This is a genomic window from Dietzia sp. SLG310A2-38A2 (assembly GCF_014145095.1).
Lineage (GTDB): Bacteria > Actinomycetota > Actinomycetes > Mycobacteriales > Mycobacteriaceae > Dietzia.
In genome coordinates, this window is record NZ_JAALDX010000407.1 from 1 (window position 1) to 2,697 (window position 2,697).

The window sequence follows — 2,697 nt, forward strand, 5'->3', positions numbered from 1 at the left end:
GGTCGCGGCGGCGGGCGGTTCGACCCCGGCCGAGGCCTCGTACTCGCGGACGATCCGCTCGGCCTCGTCGGCCCGACCCTTCGATTCCAGGAACCGCACCGACTCGGGCAGCCCGAACCGGATCACCAGCGCGTAGGCGGCGGGGACCAGGCCCACGGCCAGCGCCCAGCGCCATCCGTCATCGCCGGTCGGGACCACGAAGTACCCGATGAGCGCCGCCATGATCCAGCCGACGGCCCAGAACCCCTCGAGGATCACCACGACCCTGCCGCGGATCCGGCGGGGCGCGAACTCGCTGACCAGCGTGGACGCGACAGGCAGCTCGGCGCCCAGTCCGAGGCCCACGATGAAGCGCAGGACGATGAGCATGACGATCCCGGTCGACAGGGCCGCCGCGCCCGTGGCCAGTCCGTAGACCAGCAGGGTCGCGGCGAAGACCTGGCGACGGCCGATCCTGTCGGCCAGCAGTCCGCCCAGCGCGGCGCCGATCGCCATGCCGACGAACCCGATGGACCCGATCCAGGACAGCTCGGTGGGGGTGAGCGCCCAGTGCACGGCCAGCGCGGCCATGACGAAGGAGATGAGGCCGACGTCCATGGCGTCCAGCGCCCAGCCGACCCCGGATCCGAGCAACAGCCTGCGGTGCTTCCGGGTGAACGGCAGGCCGTCGAGGCGCTCCGTGCGTGTGGTCATGCGCGTCAACGCTACTCCCACGCCGGCGGGTGTCTCATGCGCGCGGGGACCGGCCGACACCGCGAGGCGAGGCCCTCCCGCCGGGTCCCCACGTCGCCCTCCGGCGCCACAAGGCGCCCCCTCCGGCGAGTGGTCGCACACGGCACCTGAGCGGGAACGCCACCTCGGGAAACGTGAGCGGGTGTGACCACGCGACGACACGGGCACACCGGGGCACCGCGGCCTTGGGGCGCAGGAGAATTCACGACGAGGTCTGGACTTGGACCAGTGTCCGGGTAGCCTGGTGAAGTATGTGTTTTGCATCACGAACTGGGGAGTGCCTCGTGAACACCACTGATCACGCCAGCCCGGGTGGCGCCGACTTCGACATCGTGATCCGCGGCGGGACCGTATACGACGGAACCGGTGCGCCGGGCGTCCGGTCCGACGTCGGGATCCGGTCCGGCGTCGTCGCAGCGGTGAGCCCCACCCCGCTCCCGGTCTCACCGGGCACACGCGTCATCGAGGCCGACGGCAGATGGGTGATGCCCGGGTTCGTGGACACCCACACCCACTACGACGTCGAACTGCTGGTCTCCCCCGGACTGGGCGAGTCGGTCCGCCACGGGGTGACCACCGTGCTCGTGGGCAACTGCTCCCTGTCCGGGGTCTACTCGGACACTGTCGACGTGGCCGACCTGTTCAGTCGCGTCGAGGCTCTGCCCCGGGACGCCGTCCTCGAGGCACTCGAGCGCGCGAAGTCCTGGTCCGATCCGGCGGCGTGGCGGCGCGCGGTCGAGGCCCTGCCGCTGGGGCCCAACGTCGCGAGCTTTCTCGGCCACTCGGACGTCCGCGCCTCCGTGATGGGCCTGGGCCGCGCGACCGACCCGGAGCACTCCCCCGGGCGGCAGGAGTTGCGCGAGATCGAACGGCGGGTCGACGAGGCCCTCGACCAGGGGTTTCTCGGCGTCTCCACCATGACCAACCCGTGGGACAAGATGGACGGCGACCGCTACCGCTCGCGGACCCTGCCCTCCACCCACGCCTCGTGGAGGGAGTTCCGGCGCATCAGCCGGATTCTCCGCCGGCGCGACCGGGTCCTGCAGGGCGTGCCGAATCTCAACACCAAGGTCGACGTGGCCTTCTACGTGGCCACCAGCACCGGGCTCTTCCGCAAGCCGCTGCGGGTCTCACTCCTCGCCGCCGCGGACACCCTGGCCGAGCCGTGGGTCAACCGCATCTTCCGGCCACTGGCATGGGCGGCCAACACGGTCGGACGCGGCAGGTTCGTGTGGCAGCACCTGCCCACCACGTTCAAGGTGTGGGCCGACGGGATCGACCTGGTGGTCTTCGAGGAGTTCGGCTCCGGGCGCGAGGCCCTGCACCTCAAGGACGAGATGGCCCGCACCGACCTGCTCGAGAAGGAGGGCTACCGGCGTTGGTTCCGCCGCGACTTCGAGAAGCGGTTCAGCCCACGGGTGTGGCACCGCGATTTCGACGACGCCCTGATCGTGGCCTGCCCCGACGAGTCGCTGGTCGGCAGGACCGTCGGCGACGTCGCCCGCGCCCGGTCGCTGCACCCCGCGGACTGCTTCCTCGACCTGGTCGTCGAGCACGGCGCCGACCTGCGGTGGACCACCACCATCGCCAACGCGCGCGAGAAGGTCGCGAACCGGCTCGCGCGGACACCGGGCATCACCATCGGCTTCTCGGATGCCGGCGCGCACCTGCGGAACATGGCGTTCTACAACTTCGGGATCCGCCTGCTCGAGCGCGTCCACCAGGCCCAGCTGGGCGGCAAGCCGTTCCTCACCACCGAGGAGGCCGTGTTCAAACTCACCGGCGAGCTCGCCGACTTCTACCGGCTCGACGCCGGGCGGATCGAACCCGGGAGTCGGGCCGACGTGGTGGTGATCGACCCGGCCGGCCTCGACGGCGAGTCGCTGGGGTACCACGAGGAGGCGATGCCGGAGCTCGGCGGCATCCACCGCATGGTCAACCGCAACGACCGGGCGGTGGCCGCCA

2 protein-coding genes are annotated in these 2,697 nt (G+C 71.1%); one reads left to right on the forward strand and one right to left on the reverse strand.

Going from position 1 to position 2,697, the window contains the following annotated elements:
- Positions 1-693, reverse strand: a 693-nt coding sequence (locus G6027_RS13920) for an MFS transporter (RefSeq protein ID WP_182637689.1), incomplete at its 3' end; no start/stop codon positions are given.
- A 323-nt stretch (positions 694-1,016) separates the two neighbouring features.
- Here G6027_RS13920 and G6027_RS13925 point away from each other — a divergent pair.
- Positions 1,017-2,697 (forward strand): amidohydrolase family protein (locus G6027_RS13925; protein ID WP_346995742.1); only part of this gene is annotated, 1,681 nt, incomplete at its 3' end.